The 20,951-nt window shown below is 72.8% G+C and carries 23 protein-coding genes; 14 read left to right on the forward strand and 9 right to left on the reverse strand.

The window, feature by feature from the left end; translation table 11 throughout:
- Positions 1-8 precede the first annotated feature (8 nt).
- The 4 genes from AB0L59_RS00685 to AB0L59_RS00700 form a co-directional block, all read right to left on the reverse strand.
- Positions 9-1,355, reverse strand: a complete 1,347-nt coding sequence (locus tag AB0L59_RS00685) for a DNA cytosine methyltransferase (RefSeq protein WP_365577738.1) — start codon at positions 1,353-1,355, stop codon at positions 9-11.
- An 11-nt stretch (positions 1,356-1,366) separates the two neighbouring features.
- Entirely contained in the window at positions 1,367-2,362 is a 996-nt protein-coding gene (locus AB0L59_RS00690; RefSeq protein ID WP_365577740.1) for a DNA cytosine methyltransferase, read from the reverse strand.
- On the reverse strand, positions 2,359-2,763 hold the full coding sequence (locus AB0L59_RS00695) for a very short patch repair endonuclease (RefSeq protein WP_365579444.1): 405 nt from the start codon (positions 2,761-2,763) through the stop codon (positions 2,359-2,361). The genes AB0L59_RS00690 and AB0L59_RS00695 overlap by 4 nt, the downstream gene beginning before the upstream one ends.
- Positions 2,764-2,955: 192 nt before the next feature.
- Complete coding sequence (locus AB0L59_RS00700) at positions 2,956-3,975, reverse strand: tetratricopeptide repeat protein (RefSeq protein ID WP_365577741.1); 1,020 nt, start codon at positions 3,973-3,975, stop codon at positions 2,956-2,958.
- A gap of 253 nt (positions 3,976-4,228) precedes the next feature.
- Between AB0L59_RS00700 and AB0L59_RS00705 the strand changes: the two genes are divergently transcribed.
- Positions 4,229-5,026: a class E sortase gene (locus tag AB0L59_RS00705; RefSeq protein ID WP_365577743.1), complete on the forward strand. Its 798-nt coding sequence runs from the start codon at positions 4,229-4,231 to the stop codon at positions 5,024-5,026.
- A gap of 61 nt (positions 5,027-5,087) precedes the next feature.
- Here AB0L59_RS00705 and AB0L59_RS00710 read toward each other — a convergent pair whose 3' ends face one another.
- Entirely contained in the window at positions 5,088-6,494 is a 1,407-nt protein-coding gene (locus tag AB0L59_RS00710; protein WP_365577745.1) for an MFS transporter, read from the reverse strand.
- 148 nt (positions 6,495-6,642) lie between these two features.
- Here AB0L59_RS00710 and AB0L59_RS00715 point away from each other — a divergent pair, with 148 nt between their 5' ends.
- The gene (locus AB0L59_RS00715) at positions 6,643-7,179 is read left to right on the forward strand and encodes a helix-turn-helix domain-containing protein (RefSeq protein ID WP_365579446.1); all 537 of its coding nucleotides are present in this window, start codon (positions 6,643-6,645) and stop codon (positions 7,177-7,179) included.
- Between the two features lie 18 nt (positions 7,180-7,197).
- Here the strand turns inward: AB0L59_RS00715 and AB0L59_RS00720 are convergent, their stop codons facing one another.
- Positions 7,198-8,034: a serine hydrolase domain-containing protein gene (locus AB0L59_RS00720; protein ID WP_365577747.1), complete on the reverse strand. Its 837-nt coding sequence runs from the start codon at positions 8,032-8,034 to the stop codon at positions 7,198-7,200.
- A gap of 137 nt (positions 8,035-8,171) precedes the next feature.
- Here AB0L59_RS00720 and AB0L59_RS00725 point away from each other — a divergent pair, with 137 nt between their 5' ends.
- The 3 genes from AB0L59_RS00725 to AB0L59_RS00735 all read left to right on the forward strand — a co-directional run bounded on the left by AB0L59_RS00725 (position 8,172) and on the right by AB0L59_RS00735 (position 10,340).
- A complete protein-coding gene (locus AB0L59_RS00725) occupies positions 8,172-8,495 on the forward strand; it encodes a DUF6412 domain-containing protein (RefSeq protein ID WP_365577748.1) in 324 nt (107 codons plus the stop codon).
- 115 nt (positions 8,496-8,610) lie between these two features.
- On the forward strand, positions 8,611-9,354 hold the full coding sequence (gene yidC, locus AB0L59_RS00730; RefSeq protein WP_365577750.1) for a membrane protein insertase YidC: 744 nt from the start codon (positions 8,611-8,613) through the stop codon (positions 9,352-9,354).
- Between the two features lie 128 nt (positions 9,355-9,482).
- Positions 9,483-10,340 (forward strand): fumarylacetoacetate hydrolase family protein, encoded by an 858-nt coding sequence (locus tag AB0L59_RS00735; RefSeq protein WP_365577752.1) that lies wholly within the window; start codon positions 9,483-9,485, stop codon positions 10,338-10,340.
- A gap of 102 nt (positions 10,341-10,442) precedes the next feature.
- Here AB0L59_RS00735 and AB0L59_RS00740 read toward each other — a convergent pair whose 3' ends face one another.
- From AB0L59_RS00740 to AB0L59_RS00750, 3 genes are all read right to left on the reverse strand, one after another.
- Positions 10,443-11,315: an LLM class F420-dependent oxidoreductase gene (locus AB0L59_RS00740; protein ID WP_365577754.1), complete on the reverse strand. Its 873-nt coding sequence runs from the start codon at positions 11,313-11,315 to the stop codon at positions 10,443-10,445.
- 86 nt (positions 11,316-11,401) lie between these two features.
- Positions 11,402-11,884 carry a heme-degrading domain-containing protein gene (locus AB0L59_RS00745; protein WP_365577756.1) on the reverse strand — a complete coding sequence of 161 codons (483 nt, stop codon included), beginning with the start codon at positions 11,882-11,884 and terminating at the stop codon, positions 11,402-11,404.
- A complete protein-coding gene (locus tag AB0L59_RS00750; protein WP_365577758.1) occupies positions 11,884-12,963 on the reverse strand; it encodes a Gfo/Idh/MocA family oxidoreductase in 1,080 nt (359 codons plus the stop codon). The genes AB0L59_RS00745 and AB0L59_RS00750 overlap by 1 nt, the downstream gene beginning before the upstream one ends.
- 78 nt (positions 12,964-13,041) lie before the next feature.
- On the opposite strand from AB0L59_RS00750, the gene AB0L59_RS00755 reads away from it, so the two are divergent.
- The 9 genes from AB0L59_RS00755 (at position 13,042) to AB0L59_RS00795 (ending at position 20,928) form a co-directional block, all read left to right on the forward strand.
- Positions 13,042-14,178, forward strand: coding sequence for an ROK family transcriptional regulator (locus tag AB0L59_RS00755; protein WP_365579448.1), 1,137 nt, complete (start codon positions 13,042-13,044; stop codon positions 14,176-14,178).
- Positions 14,179-14,380: 202 nt separating this feature from the next.
- Positions 14,381-14,635 carry a hypothetical protein gene (locus tag AB0L59_RS00760; protein ID WP_365577760.1) on the forward strand — a complete coding sequence of 85 codons (255 nt, stop codon included), beginning with the start codon at positions 14,381-14,383 and terminating at the stop codon, positions 14,633-14,635.
- A gap of 23 nt (positions 14,636-14,658) precedes the next feature.
- Positions 14,659-15,486 (forward strand): hypothetical protein, encoded by an 828-nt coding sequence (locus AB0L59_RS00765; protein ID WP_365577762.1) that lies wholly within the window; start codon positions 14,659-14,661, stop codon positions 15,484-15,486.
- A gap of 48 nt (positions 15,487-15,534) precedes the next feature.
- Positions 15,535-16,290, forward strand: a complete 756-nt coding sequence (locus AB0L59_RS00770; RefSeq protein ID WP_365577764.1) for a GntR family transcriptional regulator — start codon at positions 15,535-15,537, stop codon at positions 16,288-16,290.
- Positions 16,291-16,430: 140 nt separating this feature from the next.
- The gene (locus AB0L59_RS00775; RefSeq protein ID WP_365577766.1) at positions 16,431-17,555 is read left to right on the forward strand and encodes a TIGR03364 family FAD-dependent oxidoreductase; all 1,125 of its coding nucleotides are present in this window, start codon (positions 16,431-16,433) and stop codon (positions 17,553-17,555) included.
- A 7-nt stretch (positions 17,556-17,562) separates the two neighbouring features.
- Positions 17,563-18,261, forward strand: coding sequence for an HAD family hydrolase (locus AB0L59_RS00780; RefSeq protein WP_365577768.1), 699 nt, complete (start codon positions 17,563-17,565; stop codon positions 18,259-18,261).
- 1 nt (position 18,262) lies between these two features.
- Positions 18,263-19,309, forward strand: coding sequence for an ABC transporter ATP-binding protein (locus AB0L59_RS00785; protein ID WP_365577770.1), 1,047 nt, complete (start codon positions 18,263-18,265; stop codon positions 19,307-19,309).
- A complete protein-coding gene (locus AB0L59_RS00790; protein WP_365577772.1) occupies positions 19,302-20,144 on the forward strand; it encodes a 2-aminoethylphosphonate ABC transporter permease subunit in 843 nt (280 codons plus the stop codon). The genes AB0L59_RS00785 and AB0L59_RS00790 overlap by 8 nt, the downstream gene beginning before the upstream one ends.
- A complete protein-coding gene (locus tag AB0L59_RS00795) occupies positions 20,131-20,928 on the forward strand; it encodes an ABC transporter permease subunit (RefSeq protein WP_365577774.1) in 798 nt (265 codons plus the stop codon). The genes AB0L59_RS00790 and AB0L59_RS00795 overlap by 14 nt, the downstream gene beginning before the upstream one ends.
- The last annotated feature ends 23 nt before the right edge of the window (positions 20,929-20,951 follow it).

The following is a 20,951-nucleotide window of genomic DNA, read 5'->3' on the forward strand; positions in this document are numbered from 1 at the left end:
CGCGCGGGCTACTTGGTCGCCGCCTTCTTCCTCTTGCGTGGGCGCATGGAAGAAGGCGGCGGCACCTGGTCCTTAGGCTGCGGACACCTGTCGGTGCACGCGTCGGCGGACCCACAGCCGTTGCTTCGAAGCTTGGCTCGCTGCTCCTCCGTTGCCGGCTGCCACGGTTTCCTCAGTACCTCAGGGTCCGGCCTGGGGAGTCCGAGAGCGGAGCTGAGGAGGTGCGCACCGAACAGGGGCGGTACGGCGTTGCCCACCTGCTGAGCCTGCGCCGTACCGGACCACGGGTAGTCCGGCGGGAAGCTCTGCAGCAGGCCCGCTTCGTTCATGCTGAACCGCGGTCCTTCGTAGACGACCTTCTCGTTGAGGTGCTCGAAAACCACGAAGCGGGAGATACGGCCGGTGACTGTGGTGGCGGGCTGCTGGTCGGTCCGCACCCCACGCCTCCCCGGATGACCCGAACTGCCGTAGTTCGAGCGGACCAAGAAGGGAGTGACACGCCCGGGATGTGAGCCCACCGGATCCGAGAGGGCATCACGCATCGACCTCCAAGGAAGCCTGTCCTCGTCGCTCCCCGACGCGCCGCCCTCATCAAGGGTCGGCTGACGGACCTGGTCAGGTGCGCTCGTCCCGTTGCTCCGGTTCCATTCCTTCGCATCGTAGAAACGGTGTGTGGGGGAGGGGAGTGAGGGCTCACCGAGCCCTTCGCGCCGAGCGATCAACACCGCGCGAGATCGCGTCTGCGGTACCCCATAGGTCTCGGTGTCCAGAACGCCGACGACAACCTTGTATCTGGTCCCGTCGGGGAGCCCTGTCTCGGCCAGCACCTTGGCGTAGTGCTCCCAGAGCGGTGCCACTGCGGGGACCTGCTCCAGGACGATCACATCGTAAGGTCGGTTCTCACGGTTGGGGCTCCGGGTTGCCTGAATCGCGTACCGGAGAGGTTCGAGGACCAGTGCGGTGCGTGGATCGGGGAGACCCTTGAGTTCTTCGTCGATCTTCTTGTCGGAGTCACCTGGCATTAGCCTGTCGATGTACTTCTTGACCCTGTCCAAGGCCTGGCGCCCGGCGCCGTGCCCGGCCACTGAGTACGTCTGGCACGGAGGGCCACCAGCGAGCACGTTGATCTCCGGCGGCAACGACTCGAAGGCGTATCTGCGCACCGCGCTCACATCGGCGTGCAGGGTGTCGAGACCGGCGGCGTACCGGGTCAGGCACGCGCTCCTGTCCCATTCGATACCGAGACTCGGGATGTCGAGCGAGTGACCGGCGACGTCCAGCCCTCCGGGACCCGCGAAGAGGTCAAGGATACGAGGCTGGTCGAGGATGGGCTTGTGGGACGCCGTGCTGGTCATGTGGCGGAAGTCTAGCCGGCCGATTGGACTGGCGGATCCGGAACGAGCGCTGCGGCGACAGCCCGTCCCAGCGCCTCTCCGACAGGCGGCGGTGTCGCGTGCCCGATCTGGCGGCACCGGGCGGTCTTGAGCCCGGCGATCTCCCACGATTCCGGGAAGCCCTGGAGGATGGCCGTCTGGGCCACTGTGATCCGTACCAGTCCGTCATCCCCGAGTGACGGATCCCACTTGAAGTCGCGGCCGGGGGGCTCGTTCCCGGACGACTTCGTGTAGACCCCCATCCGTCGCCACTTGGCCTTCGTGCCCCGCGGCCCGAAGTCCGCGCCTCCGTGCGTCTTGGAGCCGCCCACCAGGGTCGGCGCCACGCTCGTCGCCTGGGCCGCCCAGCGGTCGGCGTCCGGCCAGCCGCGGGAACGCATCGACGGCGCCAGCGCCTCTCCGACCGACACGTGCTCGTGGACGGTGGGCCGAGGTGGCTGGAAGGGGCTCGCCCACTCCTGCTTGATGGCGGTGAGGATGCCCAGCATGCGGTCCTGAGGGACTCCGAAGGCGGAGGCGTTCAGGACGAACCAGGTGAGCTCGTAGCCGAGGTGCTCCAACTCTTTGTGGAGGAAGTCCCGTATAGGTGCGAAGGAGTCCTCATCGACCAAGGTCGGCACGTTCTCGATGATCAGCGCTCGTGGTCGGACAGCGTGGATCAGATAGGCGGTCGCCTCGATGAGGCGGAGCTCGGCGTCGGATGATCGGCGCGTCACTGTCGCGCTCGACTTCACTCGGGGGAGACCGGCCGCCAGGAGATCGACGTCGTAACTGTGTGGGTGTTCGCTCGGGTCGAAGTCCAGCAGGTCGGTCTGGAGCACATTCCAGTGCGGACGGTTGGTCCGGAGGGTCCTGCAGGCGTCGTCGTCCTCGTCGAGCAGCAGGCGCGGTTCGAACCCGGCCCGCTCCAGCCCCAGGGCGAGCCCACCTGCCCCGGAGCACACGTCGACGAAGGTCAGCCCGCTCAACGATTCCTCCCGCGCCCCTGTTCGGCCTTCCGCCGTTCGACCACCGCCGCGATGCGCAAGGCCACGTCCTCCGGCGCCTCATGCTCCCAGAAACGCAACACTTCCCACCCGGCTGACGTGAGATGCTCGGTCGTCTCCACGTCGCGCGCCATGTTGCGGTCCAGCTTCTGGCGCCACCACTCCGCGTTCGACTTCGGCTGCGTGGCGTGCTGGGGACACCCGTGCCAGAAGCAACCGTCGATCAGGACGGCCACCTTGACCGAGGTGAAGGCCACGTCTACCCGGCGGCGAGCCATCCCTGGTACCGGGTACTCGACGCGGTACCCCCGCAGTCCGGCCGCGCGGAGCAGGCGACGGACCGCCAGCTCGCAGGCCGTGTCCTTGCTGACCTGCTTGCTCATGCGCGCCGAGACGGCGGGAGACAACGGCTTCATCGTTTTCAACGCGGCTCTGCCTCACGATCGTGGCTCGGTCCGTTCGATTGACCGCTGGGTACCCCCGGGCTCGCGTCGATCGAGTCGGGGGGCCACTGCTGCGGTGCCGATTCCATCACGGTTGCGAGTCCCACCGCACCAAGCCCAGGGGTCCGGTGATCAGACCTGCGGACCCCCATGGCACTCCTCGTAACCCTGCTCCGCCCCACACCAACACTCCATCCCCCGCTGCGGCGGCCAGGCCACCGCCCGCCCCCGTGCCGCCAGCGTCGTCGCGTACTGCGGGAGCAGGGTGGCGTCGGTCGGTGAGGCGCCCTCCGACGCCGCGAACGCCTCGTACGACGGGACCGTGCCCGTGACGATGCCCAGGTTGGCCGTGCCCGACGAGGACAGTTCGCGGAGCGAGGACTCTATGGTCGACAGGTGGGTCTCGTGGGACGGGTACTCCGTGGAGAGGGCGGGGTACGCCGAGAGGAGTTCCGAGAGCTCCGGGGCCGGCCAGTGGAGGACCGCCACCGGGAAGGGGCGCGAGAGGGCCTCCCGGAAGGCGCCCAGTTCGGCCTGGAGGCGGGTGATTTCCGCCTGGAGTTCGGCGGGGTTGTCGGAGCCGAGGGACCAGACGCGCTTCGGGTCGTGGAGTTCGTCCAGCGGCACGGGGGATGTGTGGAGGGTGTCGGCCAGGGTGTCCCACGCGTCGTGCGCCAGCCCCAGCATGCGGCGCACGCGGTGGCGGCCGTAGAGGAGGGGGTGGGTGGCCGGTGCCGGTTCCGCGCCCTCCGGCAACAGCAGGGTCGCCGCCTCCGTGAAGGTCTCCGCCGCCGTCTCCAGTTCGTCGTGCGACTCCAGGGACTCCGCGATGATCACCCAGGGGGCCGGGTCCCGGGGGGCGGACGTGCGCAGGCCCTCGATGATCGCCCTCGCCTCCGCCTCGTGGCCGTACTCCCAGAGGTTCGAGGCCTTGAGGGCGCGGATCAGGGCGGGATTCTCCAGGCCGTCCGAAGCGGACAGCAGACGGTCGTAGAGCGTGGTGGCCGCGGGGCGGTCGCCGGACAGTTCGAGGTGGGCCGCCGCCCTCAGAAGCAGGGCTTCGGCGTCCTCGGGATACAGGCCGGCGGTCCGCTCCAGGCGTGCCGCTTCGGCGGTGTGGTCGACGTTCTCGGCAGGCGTGTCGGGGCGCATGGGGGACACCGTACTGCCGAGCGGTGACAAGAGGGAGTAAGCGCTGGTCAGCCACCTCGCCGCGTTCCCATGCCGTTACGCCGTCACTGCGTCCACCGGCGGCGTCCGGACCGACTTCGGCGCGAGGGGGACGAGAGCGACTTGCCGGAGAGGTGTGTGTCCGGGTGCGGGTCGCGTATCGAAGCCTTGTGGCTATGGCCAGTTGTGGCGCCCGCGCCTACCCTGCGGGCGGCTCCCGTGGAGGTGGTTGCGGATGCTTGCGTCGTCGGGCGTGCGGGTCGTACGGCACAGGGACCGGCGGCGGCGTGCCCGGCGACGGCGGGTGCTGCGGGGCGGGGCCGAGGCGCTCGTCACCGTCGGGGTGCTGCTGATGCTGCTCGTCGTGCACCAGCTGTGGTGGACCAACCGGGAGGCCCGGCGCGGCGCCGAACGGCAGGTGGAGGCCCTGGAGCGGGAGTGGGGGAGCGGGGGATCCGGCACCGGTCTCGGCTCCACGTCACCCACGGCCCCCGGCTCGCCCACGGCGTCCGCACCCGCCGCCGGCGCCTCCAGCCCCCGCACGGCGCGACGGCCGTACGTCCCCGTCGGCGCCCCCCGGCGCTCCCAGGCCTACGCCGTCCTCGTCATCCCCCGGTTGGGGCTGCGGGTCCCCATCGCCGAGGGCGTGAGCAAGGCCGACGTCCTCGACAAGGGGTACGTGGGCCATTACCAGGGCACCCAGCAGCCGGGCATGCAAGGGAACTTCGCGCTCGCCGGGCACCGCAACACGCACGGCGAGCCGTTCCGGTACCTGCCCCGGCTGCGGCGCGGGGACGACGTCGAGGTGGAGACGCGGACGGCGACGTACACGTACGACGTGGACCGGATCCTGCCGCAGACCTCGGCGACGGACTCGGGGGTCGTGCGGGCCGTGCCGCGCTCCCTCGTGCGGCCGTCCTACGGGTACGACGCGCCCGGCTACTACATCACCCTGACCACCTGCACGCCCGAGTTCACCTCGCGCTACCGGATGGCGGTGTGGGGCAAGCTCGTCTCCACGCGGCCCCGCTAGGCCCTGTGGTCGGACTCCCGCCCGCCCCGCGACGCCATGCACGACAGCGCCTGGGCCCTGTCTAGCGCCGCTGCGCCCGCTCCCGCAGCGCCCCCACGCTCACCGCGCCCACCACCGCCAGTCCCGCCGACACCAGCAGGGCGATGTTCGCGCCGCGGGTGAGGGTGTGGGACGAGGTGGCGAGGGCGATGGTCAGGGCCACGCCGGCGCAGGAGCCGATGTAGCGGAAGGTCTGCTGGGCGCCGGAGCCCATCGCGGCGCGTTCGCGCGGGACCGACTCCACGGCCAGCAGCGGCAGCGCGCCGTTGAGCAGGCCGCTGCCGATTCCGCTGATGATCAGGCCGGGCAGCAGCCGGGTCCAGGAGCCGGAGGCAAGGGCGCCGAGCATGGTCAGGACGGCGACGGCGTGCAGGGTGAAGCCGATGGCCAGCTGGGCGCGCGGGGCGATCCGGCCGGCCAGGTGCTTGACCTGGAGGGCCACCGTGAAGCTCAGGCCGGACCAGAGCAGGTACAGCCAGGCCGTGTCCATGGGGGACAGGCGGAGCGTCTGCTCGAGCAGGGCCGGCAGGAAGCTGAACATTCCGATCACCGCGAGGCCGGTGAACAGACCGCCGGCGGCCGAGGCCAGGAAGCGGGCGTGGCGGAGCAGGCCGAGGTCGATCATCGGTGTGGCCGTGCGGTGTTCCACCGCGGCGAAGACCGCGATCAGGACCACGGCGGCGGCGAAGAGGAGTCCGACCGGGGCGCGCAGCCAGCCGTCGCGGCCCAGGGTGAGGGCCGCGACCAGGGCGACCAGGGCCAGGCCGAAGGTGAGGGCGCCGAGGACGTCCGGCCGGCCGCCGCGCGGAGCCCGGGACTCGGTGAGTACGCGGGTGCCGAGCGCGGCGACCAGGAGCGTGGCGGCGCCCAGGACGCCGTACGCGATCCGCCAGCTCGGCAGCGCGCCCGCGACCAGCGGGCCGACGGCGATGCCGCCGCTGACGAAGGCGCCCCAGACGCCGGTGGCGTGCAGCCGGCCGCGCGCTGCGGGGAAGGCCGTCACCAGCAGGCCGAGGCTGCTCGCCAGGATCGCCGCGCTGGCCGCTCCCTGGGCGGCGCGGGCGAGGGTGAACTGCCAGGTCGACGTCGTGAAGGCGCCGAGGAAGGTGGTGAGGCCGAGGGCCAGCGTGCCGGCGAGGAAGACGCGGCGGCGGCCGTAGTCGTCGGCGAGGCTGCCGGCCACCAGGAGCAGGGCGGCGAGGCCGAGCGGGGTGCCGTTCAGCAGCCAGGCCTGGGCGGAGAGCGGGGTGTGCAGGGCGGCGGCCGTGTCCGGCAGCGTGATCATCGGGGCGGTGTACGTCATCAGCGCCACGGCGGTGGCCGCGCTGGTCAGGACGAGGGTGGCCCGCGGGCGTACCGGGGTGTCCCGGGCGGTCGCGCCGCGTACGGCCGCGGCGGTGGGGGTGGCGGCGGAGTCGAGCCCGGTCATGGCGTGGTCCCGTCCTTCCGGGGTCTGGGCGGCGCGAGGGACGTGGAGGGGCCGCGTCGACTCACGATTCGGTCATTGAACTGACCACTCCGCCCACCGTAACACCATCGGTTCGGTCACTGAACCAAGCGGTCGGAGAGTGGCTACAGTGGAGGGCATGGCACTGGGCAAGGACTACGCGACACAGGAGTGCTCGATCGCCCGCGCACTCGAGGTCGTCGGCGAGCGCTGGACGCTGCTCGTCGTCCGGGACGCGCTGTACGGCGTGCGCCGGTACAACGACTTCCTGGTCCACCTCGGCATCCCCCGCGCGGTCCTCGCCGCCCGGCTGCAGACCCTGACGGCCGAGGGCGTCCTCGAGAAACGCCGGTACCAGCAGTCGCCGCCGCGCGACGAGTACGTCCTCACCGAGCGAGGCCGCGCGCTGTGGCCGACCCTGCTCGCCCTCGGCCTGTGGGGGCGCGAGCACCTCACCGAGACGCGGTTGCGCTACTTCCGGCACGCGGAGTGCGGCACGGAACTCGGGGCGTACGGCGAATGCCGCACGTGCGGGATCGCCGTACCGCTCGAGGACGTGGTCATGGAGCCCGGCACGGGCCTCGACCCGGACCCGGCGGATCCGGTCAGCCGCGCGCTGCTCAAGCCCAAGCGGCTGCTGGAGCCGCTGGCGACGGAACCGGCCTGACCGGCCGGGCGGTCGACGTCAGGAGCCGGCCGGGGCGTCCTCGGCGAGGAGGCCGACGCCCGTCTGGTCGGTCTCCTCGTGGTCGCCGCCCAGCCGGTGGACGACGACCCACCGGCCGTCCGCGCGGGCGCCGGCGAAGACCGACGCGTGACGGGTCGCGCCGTTGTGCCAGTGGACCGGGCCGGCCGTCTGCCAGGAGGGAGCGGGATCGCCCAGCCGGCGCTCGATCACGAGCCGGACGAGCAGCTCGGCGACCGCGCGCGGGGTGGCCCACAGCCCGCCCGCCGGAAGGATCGCCCCGTCCATGGTCCAGGGCCTGCGGCCCCTGCCGAACAGCCCCGGGGCGAGCAGCCGCCGGTCCGCGCCGGGCCGTACGCTCACCTCGCGGACGTCCAGCGGCCGCAGAACGTGCTCGGCCAGCAGCTCCTCGTACGAGGCACCGGCCGCGCCCACCAGTGCCGCGCCCAGGACGGCGTACCCGAGGTTGGAGTACTCCTCCTGCTGTCCCGGCGGCCGGACCACGACCGCGTCCAGCCGGCCGAGCAGCCGGTGCAGCGCGGCGCGGTCGAACGCGGCGTACGGATCGCGGCCCGCCGTGCCGGGCGGGAGGCGCGGCAGCCCGGAGGTGTGGTCGGCCAGGTGCCGCAGCGTGATGCCGGTGGGCGGGGCGGTGGGGAGCCAGCGTTCGACGGGGTCGTCGACGTCGAGCAGGCCCGCGGCGGCCATCCGCATGAGCGCCGTACCCGTGAGCACCTTGGTGAACGAGCCGATCTCGACGAACCGGTCCACCGCGTGACCGTCCCGGGTCCGCGCGGGAGATGTGTCGGTCAGGACGCAGGTGGGAGTACGAGGCACCCGCACATTGTCCGTCGGCCACCCCTCGGGCGCGAGCGGGTTTCCGCCATCTCCGCCCGCTGTGCGCCCAGTTGTCGCCGGCCGGGTATAAAGGGCGGGTGGACGTCGGCGGTTGTGACCGTGGGGAGGGGAGCCAGGTGGTCCGCAGTCTCGCGCGCTCGCGTGCGCTCGCCCCGCTGCTGCTCCTGCCGCTGCTCCTGCTGCTGCCGGTCCTGCTGCTCGACACCGGCAATCTCTCCGCGACCGTGGCGCTCGCCGCGACCACGGCGGCCGGGGCGGCGTTCGCCGCCTGCGCGCTGATCGCCGCCCGCTCGGCGCCCGCCGTCCCGCCCACCCGGGTGCGCACGGCGATTCGCGACCGGGCCCGGCGTACGGCCTTCCTGCCGCAACGCGATCCCGACGCGCCCGGCCGGCGCCGGCCACGGGCACCCGGACACGCCTTCCCGGCGACCGCCGCGTAGGGCACGTCCCCCCCCGCACGCCTGCGTAACGTGCCCCCGCGCGGGTCGTCATGCCGTTCCGGCCGTTCCCGGTCCGACCTCTTCCGGCACGACGAGACCCTCGGAAGGCTCACCCATGTCCGTCTTCTCCCTCTTCGCCCACCTGGTCGAGCACCTCGCCGACCTGCTCCAGCCGCTCTTCCACGCCTCCGCGGCCGCCGCCGCGATCGTTCTGTTCACCGCGCTCGTACGACTCCTCGTCCACCCCCTGTCCCGTGCCGCCGCCCGGGGTCAGCGCGCCCGCGCCGAACTCCGGCCGAAGATCGCCGAGCTGCGCGGGAGGCACGCCGACGACCCGCGGCGGCTGCAGCGGGCGGTGCTCGAACTGCACGCCGAGGAACGGGTCTCGCCGCTCTCCGGCTGCCTGCCCAGCCTGCTCCAGATGCCCGCGTTCTTCCTCCTCTACCACCTCTTCTCCAGCTCCACGCTCTTCTCCAGCTCCACGATCGACGGCCGGGGCAACGGTCTGCTCGACCACCGGCTGCTCGCGGCGCCGCTGGGCGGGAAGTGGGCCGACGCCCTCGGCGGGGGCGGGTTCCTCGGCCCGTCGGGCCTGGTCTATCTCGGGCTCTTCGCGCTCGTCACGGTCATCGCCACCTTCAACTACCGGCGTACCAAGCGGATGACGGCGGCCGACGCCGTCGCGCCGGCGGCCGGGGACGGCGGGCAGGTGCCGGGGCTCGGCTCGGTCAACAAGGTCATGCCGTTCACGTCCTTCTTCACGCTCGTCACCGTGGCCGTCGTCCCGCTCGCCGCCGCGCTGTACGTCGTCACCAGCACGGCCTGGAGCGCAGTGGAGCGGGCTGTGCTGTACCGGTAGGAGCGCGCGGTGACAGTCCAGTACGTGAACAGGGTCTTGCGGAGTGGACAGCGGGACTGGAGGATCGGCCAGTCCTCCGATGGCTGCACACATCGGCCGGGCGCCCGCGATCGAGGGAGATGGTGACCATGAAGCTGCTGCGAGTCGGCACGGCAGGGGCGGAGCGGCCCGCGCTGCTGGATGCCGAGGGAACCCTCAGGGACCTGTCGGGGATCGTCGAGGACATCGACGGCGCGTTGCTCGCCGACGAGAGCGCGCTCGGCCGGGTACGGGCCGCGGCCGAGGCCGGCGAGCTGCCCGCGCTGGACGCGACGGGGCTGCGGATCGGTCCGCCGCTCGGCCGCATCGGCAAGATCGTGTGCATCGGGCTCAACTACCACGACCACGCCCGCGAGACCGGCGCCGAGCCGCCCACCGAGCCGGTGGTCTTCTTCAAGGCGCCGGACACGGTGGTCGGGCCGAACGACACCGTGCTGGTGCCGCGGGGCTCGTCGAAGACCGACTGGGAGGTGGAGCTGGCCGTCGTCATCGGGCGCACGGCCCGCTATGTGGAGTCGGCCGAGGAGGCGCTCGCGCATGTCGCGGGGTACGCGGTGGCCCATGACGTGTCCGAGCGGGAGTTCCAGATCGAGCGCGGCGGGACCTGGGACAAGGGGAAGAACTGCGAGACGTTCAACCCGCTGGGGCCGTGGCTGGTGACGGCGGACGAGGTCGCCGACCCGCAGGACCTGTCCCTGAAGCTGTGGGTCAACGGGGAGCTGCAGCAGGACGGTACGACGGCCGAGCAGATCTTCCCGGTGGCGGAGGTCGTGCGGTACGTCAGCCAGTTCATGACGCTGTATCCCGGTGACGTCATCAACACGGGGACTCCGGCGGGGGTGGCCATGGGGCGGCCCGAGCCGAAGCCGTACCTGAGGGCCGGGGACGTGGTCGAGCTGGAGATCTCGGGGCTCGGTCGGCAGCGGCAGGAGCTCAAAGACGCGTAGACGCTCCGCTGGGGAGCGCCGGGGAACCGCGGGTTCGCGGTCGGCCACGGGTGGTTCGTGGTTGATCGCGCAGTTCCCCGCGCCCCTTCCGGGCGCTTCGGCTCACCCCAGCAGAGAAGCCAGCCGGCGCCATTCCTCCCTCGGGAGCTCGTCCCTCTCGGCGTCGGTGATCACCTGCAGAGCCACGTGGTCCGCGCCCGCCCGGTGGAAGGTGTCGATGCGGTCGCGGATGCGGTCCGCCTCGCCCCAGGCGAACACCGCGTCGACCAGCCGGTCGCTGCCGCCCCCGGCCAGGTCGTCCTCGGTGAAGCCGTGCCGCAGGAAGTTGTTGGTGTAGTTCGGCAGCGCGAGGTACATGGCGAGGGTGCCGCGGGCCAGGGCGCGGGCGCGGGCCGGGTCGGTCTCCAGGACCACCTTCAGCTCCGGGGCGAGCAGCGGGCCGGCGCCGAGGATCTCGCGGGCCTGGGCGGTGTGTTCGGGCGTGACCAGGTACGGCACCGCCCCCGCCGCCCGGTCGCGGGCCAGCTCCAGGGTCTTCGGGCCGAGGGCGGCCAGTACCCGGCGCTCCGCGGGCACCCCTGCCGTGTCCAGGCTGCCGAGGTAGGCGACCAGGGCGGAGTACGGGCGGCGGTACTGGTCGGCGAGCTTGGCGTGGCTCACGCCGAGACCGAGCAGAAAGCGGCCGGGATGGGCCGCGTCCACCTCGGCGAAGGACGCGGCGCTGGACTCGGCGTCGTAGTCCCAGATGCTCTGGATGCTGGTGCCGACGGTGAGTGTGCTGGTGGCCTCCAGGAGCGGTACGGCGTGCCGGGCGGCGCTGCTGCCACCCAGCCAGACGGCGCCGAAGCCGAGTTCCTCCAACTCGGCGGCCGCCTCGCCCAGTTCCCCGCGCCGGGCGGGGTCCTCCGCGCGCAGGCCGACGTTCCAGACGCCGTAGCGGCCGATCCTGTCCTTCAAGGTGCTCGGGGTGCTCATGGGGCTGTCCCTCCGGGTGGGGCCGTGATCATCACGTCTGCAGCCATTCCCAACCGGAGGGACACGTCACGTAATCCCGCTGGGCGTCACACCTTCAGGAACTGCTCCAGCGCCGCCACGACGAACCTGTGGTCCTCCAGCTGGGGCAGCCCGGAGACGGTCACGGCGCCGATGACGCCCGCGTTCTCGACGTGGATCGGGAAGGAGCCGCCGTGGGCCGCGTAGGTGTCGGGATCGAGGCGGGAGGAGTCCTCGAACGTCGTGCCCTTGGCGCGGAAGCGGGCGCCGACCAGGTAGGAGGAGGAGCCGTAGCGCTCCACCACCCGGCGCTTGCGGGCGATCCAGGCGTCGTTGTCCGGGGTGGAGCCCGGCAGGGCCGCGTGGAAGAGCTGCTGGCCGGCGCGGTGGATGTCGATGGCGACCGGGGCCTGGCGCTCCCGGGCCAGCTCGACCAGGAGCGTACCGAGGGCCCAGGCGTCTTCGTGGGTGAACTGCCGGAAGACCAGGCGGCGTTCCTGCGCCTCCAGCTCCTCCACGGACGGGGTGGGCTCGGGGGTGGTCCGCGGCATCAGAGGGTCACCGTCACCTTGTCCCGGGCGGACCTGCGGGCCGCTTCCAGTACGTCGAGCGCGGCGGCCGCCTCCAGCGCGGTCACCGGGTTGGGGCCGGCGCCGGTCAGGGCGCGGGCGACGGCCGCGTAGTAGGCGGGGTAGTCGCCGGGCACGGTCGGCACGGGGGTGCCGCCGCCGGTCAGGGGGGACTCGCCGGCGCCGACACGGCCCCACAGGGACTCGGGTTCGGCACCCCACCGCGGGCCGGGGCGCAGTCCCTCGCGCAGGGCCGCCTCCTGCGGGTCGAGGCCGTACTTCACATAGCCCGCGCGGGAGCCGAGCATCCGGAAGCGGGGGCCGAGCTGGGCGGCCGTCGCGGAGACGTGGAGGTGGGAGCGGACGCCGTTCGCGTGCGTGAGCGCGATGAAGGTGTCGTCGTCGGTCTCGGCGCCGGGGCGGCGGACGACGGACTCGGCGTACACCTCGGTGACCGGGCCGAAGAGGACCAGGGCCTGGTCGACGACATGGCTGCCGAGGTCGTAGAGCAGACCTCCGATCTCTGCCGGGTCGCCGGACTCGCGCCAGCCGCCCTTGGGCTCGGGGCGCCAGCGCTCGAAGCGGGACTCGAAGCGCCAGGCGTCGCCGAGTTCGCCGCTCTCCAGCAGCTTGCGCAGGGTCAGGAAGTCGTTGTCCCAGCGGCGGTTCTGGAAGACCGACAGGAGCAGACCGCGCTCCTCGGCGAGGGCGGCGAGGTCGCGGGCCTCGGCCGCGGTACCGGCGACCGGCTTGTCGACGACGACCGGCAGGCCCGCCTTGAGGGCGGCCGAGGCGAGCGGGACGTGCGTCTTGTTCGGGGAGGCGATGACGACCAGGTCCAGCCGGTCGGCGCGGTCGAAGAGCTCCTCGGGGCCGGCGGCGAGCGTCACGTCCGGGAACTCGGCGCGGGCCTGCTGTTGCCGCTCCGGGTTGGAGGTGACCACGGTGTCCAGGGTGAGGCCCTCGGTGGCGGCGATCAGCGGGGCGTGGAAGACGGAGCCGGCGAGGCCGTAGCCGATCAGGCCGACGCGGAGGGGGGCAGCAGTCTTGCGTCCTGTCATGCCCCCCACTTTCGCAACGCTGTTGCCAAAGTGCAAGTGGTGGGGAGAATGGGTGGCGTGAACAGGACGAGAACGGGGATGCGGCCGGGGCCGGGGAACGGCGGCGGGCCGGTGGGCGCGAACCTGGGCGCGGTGCGCTCGCACAACGCCGCGCTGGTGCTGGGGCTGCTGCGGGAGGCCGGGGCCGAGGGCATCAGCCGGCTCGAACTGGCCGAGCGGACCGGGCTGACCCCGCAGGCCGTCAGCAAGATCACCGCGCGACTGCGGGAGGAGGGGTTCGCGGCGGAGGCCGGGCGGCGCGCGTCGACCGGAGGCAAGCCGCGGACCGTGCTGCGGCTCGTGCCCGAGGCGGGGCACGCGGTGGGCGTGCATCTCGACCGGGACGAGCTGCGGGTGGTGCTGGTCGACCTGGACGGGGCCGTGGTGGGGGAGCGGCGCACGGAGCTGGACCTGGGGGCCGGGGCCGGGGCCGTGCTCGGGGTGGTCGCCGGGGCGGTGGAGGGGCTGGTCGCGGACTGCCTGGGCCTCGCGGACGGGGGACTCGCCCGGGTCGGGACGCTGCTCGGGGTGGGAGTGGCGCTACCGGGGCCGCTCGACCATGCGCGGGGCGTGCTGCACCGGGTCACCGGGTTTCCCGAGTGGGACGCGTTTCCGCTGCGGGACGCGCTCGCGGAGCGGCTGGGGGTGCCGGTGGTGGTGGACAAGGACACCAATGCGGCGGCGCTCGGGCTGGCGGTGGGGGGCGAGGGCGGATCCTTCGCGTATCTGCACCTCGGTACGGGGCTCGGGGCCGGGCTCGTGATCGGTGGGCGCGTGCACCGGGGCGCGCGGACCGGGGCGGGGGAGTTCGGGCACCAGGTGATCCAGCTGGACGGGCCGGTGTGCGAGTGCGGGAACCGGGGGTGTGTGGAGGCGCTGTGCCTGGGGGCCGTGGGGCGGGGGGAGCCCGGGGAGGCGGCGCGGGTGCTGGGGGTGGGGGCGGCGAACCTCGTCGGGCTGCTGGACATCGACCTGGTGCTGCTCGGCGGGCGGACGATCGCGGGGGCGCCGGAGGTGTTCGTGCGGGGCGTCGGCGAGGTGCTCGGCGCGCGTGCCCGGCGCGAGGGGGTGCTGGGCGGGGAGGTGCCGGTGGGGGTGGCTCCGGGCGGGGAGCGGGTGGTCGCGGAGGGGGCGGCACAGCTGCTGCTGGCGCCGTTGTTCGGCCGGGAGGAGTAGCGGGCGGGGCGGGCGGTACCGCCGTCGGCGGCCCGAAGGGGCGGCCGTGCGGGCCCGCCGTTCGGGCCATGTGCCGGTCCGTTCCGGTGACCGCCGCGGTGCTCGCGAGCGGGCGGCCACGGCCGCGGGTACGACTCTTCACGGGCGACGTCTAACCGTGAGGAGAGCAGCGGTGTACGCAGCCGTCAGAAGGTATGAAGGCGTGAGGGATCCGGCCGAGGCCGCGCGCCGGGTGAGCGAGGGGTTCGTACCGCTCGTCCGGGACATCCCCGGTCTCGTGGCCTACTACTGGGTCGACGCGGGCAACGGAGTCATGATCTCCACCAGCATCTTCGAGAACGAGGAGGGCGCCTCGGAATCGGTCAGGAGGGCGGCCGTCTTCGTCCGGGACAACCTGGCGTCGCTGCTGCCCAACCCGCCCCAGGTCATGTCCGGCCAGGTCGTGGCGTCCGCCTAGCGGCCCGGCAAGGTGGTGCGTCCATGCGACTGCCCTCGTCCCTGTCCTTCTGCCTCGCCGCGGCCGCCGTCTGCCTGCCCGTGTCCGAGGCGTCCGCGGCGGCGGCCGGCGTGGCCTCCTGCGTCGGCGCCGACGCGCGGGCCTTCCCGCTGGCCACCCGGATCCGTGGCGGCCCGAGCTCCTACGAGGCGGGCGGCGGATACGGCACCTGGTACATCGACCTCACCAACACCACCGGCCGGACCTGCAGCGACATCCACCCGGTGGTCGTCCTCGTCGACGACAGGCGCGCGCTGGGGCCCGACCAGCCCCAGCTGGACTTCTACGACGGCCCGAAGCCCCGGCCGGTGAAGTTCGAGAGCACCGACGAGCAGGAGCTGGTCGGTGTGCTGGACGGCGCCGGGTTCGGCGGGTTCACCGTGCCACCCGGCAAGACCGTCAGCGTCAAGGTCAGGCTCATGCTCCCCTCCGACACCGCTGCCGACCGGGTCACCGCCAACGCCGCCGTCGTCCAGCGCCGTGGCGACGACGGGGACTGGGTCGGGGAGTCCAACGCGTACCGGTTCGTGATCGACCGGGACGGCGAGGCCCCGCCGCCGGATCCGGACGGTACCGGGGGGAGCGCCGGGCCCAGCCCGTCCGGCAGTGCGCAGGCCACGCCCGGCAACGGGACCGCCAGCGCGCCGCCCGCCTCCTCCTTCCCCTACGCAGCGGTGGGGGAGGACGCCGGGGAGCAGGCCGACGAGCTGGCAGGGACCGGGCCCGGTCTCGCCCAGGGACTGCTCGCGGCCGCCGCCGTGCTCCTCGGTGTCGTCGGCGGCGGGTTGCTGCGGGCCCGCCGACGCCGCTGAGCCGGGGGCCGCACCGGCCCCACCCGCCCCGTCTGCGACGATCCCTGCGTGGACTACCCGAACGACCAGGCCCCCGGCGCCCCCGTACGCTCCGGCATTCCCGAGCACGGGCGCATCCCCAAGTACTACGCGGTGAAGGCGCGGATCGCCGCGCTGCTGGAGGAACTCGGGGAGGACAGCGTCATCCCCACCGAGCGGGACCTCGCCGAGCGGTACGACGTGGCCCGCGAGACCGTGCGCCAGGCCGTACGGGAGCTGGTGCTGGAGGGGCGGCTGCGGCGAAAGGGGCGCGGAACCGTCGTCGCCGGGCCCAAGCTCGCCCAGCCGCTGTCCCTCGCCAGCTACACCGAGGGCGTGCGGCGGCAGGGCCGCACCCCCGGCCGTACGCTCGTCACCCTCGACCGCTTCCCCTGTCCGGACGCCCTCGCCGCCGAGACCGGGCTGATCCGCGGCGAAGCCGTCTGGCACCTGGAGCGGGTGCTGCTCGCCGACGACGAGCGGGTCGGCCTGGAGAGCACCTATGTCGCCGTCGGGCGGGTGCCCCGGCTGGACGCCGACTTCGACCCCGACTCCTCCTTCTACGGCTACCTCGCGGCCCAGGGCATCTCCTTCGGCGACGCCGACGAGCGGATCGAGACCGTGCTGGCCACGCCCCGTGAGGCCCTGCTCATCGGTACCCCGCCGGCCCTGCCCATGCTGCTGATCCACCGCGTCTCGCGGGACACCGAGGGACGGCCGCTGGAACGGGTGCGGTCCCTCTACCGGGGTGACCGGTTCTCCTTCACCACTCATCTCCAGGGGTGAAACACCCGATTTGATCCGCTTCAACCCTGGCCGTTTCATCACAGGAAGATAACGGGTCTAGCCCAAACGTGATGGGTCGTTCACGCTCTCGTTGTCAGCCGGATGTCTCCGGTTCCCCGATCGCGAGGAGCGTTGCCGTCGTGAAAGTGACAGTCGTCGGAGCAGGCGTGGTGGGCACCATGCACGCCTGGCATGCGGTGCGGCGCGGCCACCGGGTCGTCCAGATCGAGCGCGAGGCCGAGGCGCGCGGCGCCTCGCTGCGCAACTTCGGGCAGATCTGGGTCAGTGGCCGCGACGCGGGAGAAGAGCTGGAGACCGCGCTGCGGGCGCGGGAGCTGTGGGAAGGGATCGGCGCGCGGGTGCCGGCGCTGGGCTTCCGGGCGAACGGGTCCCTGACTCCCGTCCGGGGCCCCCTCGAACTCGCCGTCGCCGAGGCCGCCGTGGCCCGCGCGGACGCCGCCGCCCGCGGCTACAAGCTCCTCACCCCGGGCGAGGCCCGCGCGCTCAACCCCGCCCTGCGGGGCGACTTCACCGCCGCCCTGTACTGCGAGCGGGACGCGGCCGTCGAGCCGCGCACCGCCCAACGCGCCCTGCGCGCCGAACTGTTGAAGTCACCGAACTACACCTTCCTGCCGGGCCGTGAGGTGCGCGAGGTGGTCGGCGCCGGGACGGTCCGGGACGACCACGGGGACGTACACCGGGCCGACGCGGTCGTCCTGTGCACCGGCGCCTGGCTCGGCGGACTGGTACGCGAACTCGCCGGGCCCGAGTTGCCCGTGCGCCGGGTCCGGCTGCAGATGATGCAGACCGACCCGCTGGGCGAGCCGCTGCCGACCTCCGTCGCGGACGCCGACAGCTTCCGCTACTACCCGGCCTACGCCTCCCCGGCGCTGGACCGGCTCAACGCCGGGCAGCCGCAGCCGGAGACCGCAGCCGTCCACAAGATGCAGCTGCTCATGGTGCAGCGCGCCGACGGCGGCCTGACCATCGGCGACACCCACGAGTACGAGCACCCCTTCGCCTTCGACACCGTCGAGGAGCCGTACGAGCACCTGACCGGCGTCGTCGAGTCGCTGCTCGGCCGTCCGCTGCCGCGCATCCGCCGCCGCTGGGCGGGCGTGTACGCGCAGTGCACCGACCCCGGCCGGGTGGTGCACCGGCAGCAGGTGCGCGAGGGGGTGTGGCTGGTCACCGGGCCCGGCGGGCGCGGCATGACCTGCGCCCCCGCGATAGCCGAGACCACCGCGAACGAACTGGGCTGGTGAGCACCCCATGACCGACAGCACCCCCGACATCCGTCTCGTCGTACTCGACATGGCGGGGACGACCGTCGCCGACGGCGGGCTGGTCGAGCGCGCCTTCGCGGCGGCCGCCGCCGAACTGGGCGTCGAACCCGGCTCGGCCGAGCACGCCGAGCACCTCGCCTACGTCCGCGCCACCATGGGCGAGTCCAAGATCTCCGTCTTCCGGCACCTGTTCGGCGCCGAGGACCGCGCCCAGCGCGCCAACTCCGCCTTCGAGAAGGCGTACGGCGACCTGGTCGACGCCGGCCTGATCGCGCCCGTGCCCGGCGCCCGGGAGGCCATCGAGGAGCTGGGCCGCAGCGGCCGTACCGTCGTGCTGACCACCGGCTTCGCCCGCGTCACCCAGGACGCCATCCTCCACGCCCTCGGCTGGCAGGGCCTCGTCCCGCTCACCCTGTGCCCGGCCGACGCCGGCGGGCGCGGGCGGCCGTACCCGGACATGGTCCTGGAGGCCTTCGTCCGCACGAAGGCCGCCGAGGACGTGCGCCAGGTCGCCGTCGTCGGCGACACCTCCTACGACGTGCTCAGCGGCGTACGGGCCGGGGCCGGGCTGATCGCCGGCGTACGCACCGGCGCCCACGGCGACGAGGCGTTCCGCGCCGCCGGTGCCACGCACGTCCTCGACTCCGTCACCGGCCTGCCGACCCTGCTCACGGAAGAACGGTGAGATGAGCATCCGCTTCGACTCCGTCACCGTCGCCTACGACGGCAACGTCGTCCTCGACTCGCTCGACCTGACCGTCGAGCCCGGTGAGGTCATGGCGCTGCTCGGACCGTCCGGCTCCGGCAAGACCACCGCGCTGCGGGCGGTCGCCGGATTCGTACGGCCCGTGTCCGGGCGGGTGCTCCTCGGCGGCCGGGACGTGACGGACCTGCCGCCGTACCGGCGGGGTATCGGCATGGTCGTGCAGCAGTACGCGCTCTTCCCGCACATGCGGGTCGACGACAACGTGGCCTTCGGACTCAAGGCGCGCAGAACGCCCAGGAGCGAGATACGGCAGCGGGTCGCCGAGGCGCTGGAGATGACCGGCATGGCCGCCTACGCCCGCCGGCACCCGCGCGAGCTGTCCGGCGGGCAGCAGCAGCGGGTCGCCATCGCCCGCGCGCTGGCCATCCGGCCGGACGTGCTGCTCCTGGACGAACCGCTGTCCGCGCTGGACGCCCAGCTGCGGTCCGGGATGCTCGCCGAACTCGCCCGATTGCACCGGGAGTTGCCCGGGCTGTCGATGCTGTACGTCACCCATGACCAGGTCGAGGCGCTGACGCTGGCCGACCGGATCGCGGTCATGGACAAGGCGAGGCTGCGCGCCTGCGGGACGCCGAGGGAGCTGTACCGGGCGCCCGACGACGAGTTCACGGCGTCCTTCGTCGGCGGCGCGAATCTGTTGCCGGTGACGGTCGCGTCCGGGGGCGTGGAGTTCGCCGGGACCGGGCTGAAGGTCGACACCGGGGATGTGGTCGCGGGGGCGCGGGCCACGCTGTGCGTGCGGCCGCACCTGGTGGGGCTGGGGGCCGGTCCCAATCAACTCGCGGGCGTCGTACGGGAGATCCAGTGGCGGGGAGCCACGCATCGGCTGTACGTCGAGGTGGACGGGCATTCCCTGATGGCGGACGTGCGGGAGCTGAAGGATCCGCCTCGGCACGGGGACCCGGTGAGCCTGCACTTCGCTTCCGAGGATGCGGTACTGCTGCCCGCGGGGGTGGGTCATGGCTGATGCCGTCCGGGACGCGCGGGTCGTTCGTGCCGGGTCGAGCGGTTCTCCGCGCTCCTACGGGGCACTGCTGTGGGCCCTGCCTCCGGTGGCCCTCCTCGCCCTCTTCTTCCTCTACCCCCTCGCCCTCGTCGTCCAGCAGTCCTTCCAGCCGGACAGCGGAGGCACCTCCCTCCAGCCGTACGCCGACGTCTTCGCCTCTCAGGGGTTCCGGACCGCGCTGTGGACCACCGTCTGGCTCGCACTCGCCTCCACCGCCGGATGCCTGGTGCTGGGCTTCCTGCTCTCGCTGGTCATCTCGTTCGTCCCGTTCCCCGGTGCGAGGGCGGTGGCGCGGTTCATCGACGTGTACCTGTCCTTCCCGTCCTTCCTGATCACGCTGGCGCTGCTGTTCGTCTACGGCACGACCGGGATCATCGGCTCCTTCCAGTTCCTCACCACGCCCTGGGGCGTGCTGCTGGCCGAGGTCACCTACTTCACACCGTTCGTGATGCGGCCGCTGCTCGCCGCCTTCTCGCAGCTCGACACCGCGCAGCTGGAGGCGGCAAGTTCGCTGGGGGCGCGGGCGCCGCGGATCGTACGGCGGGTGATCCTGCCCGAGGCGCTGCCCGCGCTCGCGGCCGGCGGGAGCCTCGTCCTCGTGCTCTGTCTCAACGAGTTCGGGATCGTGCTGTTCACCGGCGCGAAGGGGGTCACCACCCTGCCGATGCTCGTCTACAGCAAGGCGATCCTGGAGTCCGACTACCCGGGCGCCTGCGTGGTCGCCGTCGCCAACGTCCTGATCTCCGTGGGGCTGTACGGCCTCTACCGGGTGGTGAGCCGTCGTGCTGGTGCATAGCCGTGGGGCCAGGTGGGTCGTGTGGGCGGTGTTCCTCGTCCTCTTCCTGCCGCTGTTCGCCCTTCCCCTCCTCGTCGTCCTCGGCGCCTCCTTCGCCACCCACTGGTCCGGTGTCCTGCCCTCGGGGACGACCATCGCCAACTACCGGGCGGCGACCCGGGGCGAGGCCCTCCAGGCGCTCACCACCAGCCTGCTCACCGCAACCGCCGCCAGCCTGCTCGCGCTGACCGCCGGCACCTGGGCCGCGCTGGCCGGAGCGGCCCTGAAGAAGCGGTACCGCAGGCTCATGGACGCACTGTTCGTGCTGCCGGTCGCCGTGCCGTCGGTCGTGGTCGGACTGTCGGTCCTGGTGGCCTTCTCCAAGCCGCCGATGCTGCTCAACGGCACCCGGTGGATCGTGATCCTCGCGCACACCGTGCTGGTCACCGCCTTCGCCCACCAGTCCGTGTCGGCGGCGATCACCCGCCTCGACCCGGCCTACGAACACGCCGCCGCCTCCCTCGGCGCCCGTCCCTCCCGTGTCCTCCTCCGGGTACGGCTGCCCCTGCTGCTGCCCTCCCTGACCGCCGCCGCCGGCCTCTGCTTCGCCCTGTCCATGGGCGAGCTGAGCGCCACGATGATGCTCTATCCGCCCGACTGGACCCCGCTGCCCGTCCTGATCTACGCGGCCACCGACCGCGGTGCCCTCTTCACCGGCTCCGCCGTGGCCGTGGTGCTGATGGCCGCGACGCTGCTCGTCCTGTTCGCCGTCTCCCGGGTCCGCACCCGGGCGTCGTACCGCTGATCCCCACCGCCGTTCACTCCGCA

The organism is Streptomyces sp. NPDC052109, from assembly GCF_040680195.1.
In the GTDB taxonomy this organism is placed as follows: domain Bacteria; phylum Actinomycetota; class Actinomycetes; order Streptomycetales; family Streptomycetaceae; genus Streptomyces.